Origin of the sequence: Catenibacterium sp., assembly GCF_052354645.1 — a bacterium.
In the GTDB taxonomy this organism is placed as follows: Bacteria; Bacillota_I; Bacilli_A; order Erysipelotrichales; family Coprobacillaceae; genus Catenibacterium; species Catenibacterium mitsuoka_A.
The window spans coordinates 1-1539 of sequence record NZ_DAWDDM010000376.1 but is presented as its reverse complement, the minus strand read 5'-3'; the positions used below and the strand labels follow the sequence as shown (position 1 = coordinate 1539).

At 32.8% G+C, this 1539-nt stretch carries 2 protein-coding genes; both read right to left on the bottom strand.

From position 1 onward, the window contains the following. On the bottom strand, positions 1-292 hold a 292-nt coding region (locus tag ACT8VG_RS11160), incomplete at its 3' end, for a DNA cytosine methyltransferase (protein WP_444195929.1). 1039 nt (positions 293-1331) lie between these two features. After that, the coding region (locus ACT8VG_RS11155; protein WP_444195928.1) for a topoisomerase C-terminal repeat-containing protein at positions 1332-1539 on the bottom strand (208 nt) is incomplete at its 5' end.

Sequence of the window (1539 nt, the reverse complement as noted above, 5' to 3'; positions counted from 1 at the left end):
TTCGCGGTAATGTTCCATCATCATTGCATAAACCCTGTCTAGCGCCGGCAACTGAAATATCTGTACATGGAAACCCAGCAAGCATGACATCAAAATCAGGAATCTCGTCAGGCTGAACATCACAGATGCTTCTGTTATCAACCTTAATATTTGAATTTAATTCATATGTTCTTACTGGATATGGGTCAATTTCATTTGCATAAATCACTTCAAATGCCCCTGTGTTTTCAAATCCAATATCAATACCACCTACACCAGCAAAAAATGATGCACATTTTAATTTGTTTGTCATAAAATCTCACCCTTTCTATAAAAATGCGGCGTGCCGCTTTTTATCTAATTTGATTATAGCAAAATGGATGTTTTGCTACAAGAAAAAAATAAGCCAATATTAAAGATGGAAATGTAATTTACCAATGTTAATAGATCCACATTCCATCTTAAATACCGGTTTGGATTTCCATCTTAAATACTGGATTTCTGATTTTCACTTTTTCTCCGCTCCCATCCTTAATACGATATGCTGGTTTCACTTTGTAATCACCTTCCGTATTGGATATTGAAATTCATCTCCCAATTCTTGTTACTTCCCATTTTAAATATTGAGTTTAGAATTCGTCTTTTATGTTACATCTCATCTTAAATACTGAACAATATTACATAAGTACTATATAATATGTAGAAGCTGAATTCTTGGAATCTGCTGTTTACCATTTAAACCAAGTGGTGCCTCATACACTTTGAGGCTGCGTTTCGATTTATACATTGTTTCCTCCCTATGAGTCAATATTAGATATGACTGGTAATTTAGGATATTAGTTGCAAATTTGATATTAAAGTTATAAGGGTATTTTTAGACGCATTATGAAAAACTATATTAAAGATGGAGCGTAACAAACATAACCATTTGATGTTTCATTATTAAGGTTGAATAGGAACATTAGGTCAGATTCTTGATTTCAATATTAAAGATGGGTTGTAACAAAAATGCCCCTAATTTCTCTTTTCACGAACATTCCTGTTACATTTATATTTTTAATATTGAAAAAATATTACGCTGTTTCACTTACATTCCAAATTTAATATTGAATTCGGAAACTGATTTTTTTAGTTACCTCCCATTCTTAATATCAAATTTTGTCACATCTGCAATATTCTGGAATTCCCCTGTTTTAGGCTATTTCTCCTATTCAATGTTAAAGTTGGCACGTAATAAAAAGAATCCCTCATCATCAATATTAAGGATGAGAGGGAATTCTATTGCTTGTTTGCAAAATCAATATTAACTATATATCGCCAATATTAAAGATGGAAATGTAATTTACCACAAACTATCTTTTTGGAAAAACAAACTTGGTACTCTTGTTGTCGTAGTCAATCGCAATCTTAGCTTCGAATGGCTTTCCTGTCTTGCTTTTCATCTTGATTACTTCCGTTTCTCCCTTAGTAAATAACAGGTTGAGATTTTTCTTGGTAATTGGTTTCTTGGATGCAATCGTCCATGCAGAAAAGCCGCATTCGCACGTTAGCTTGTATCCG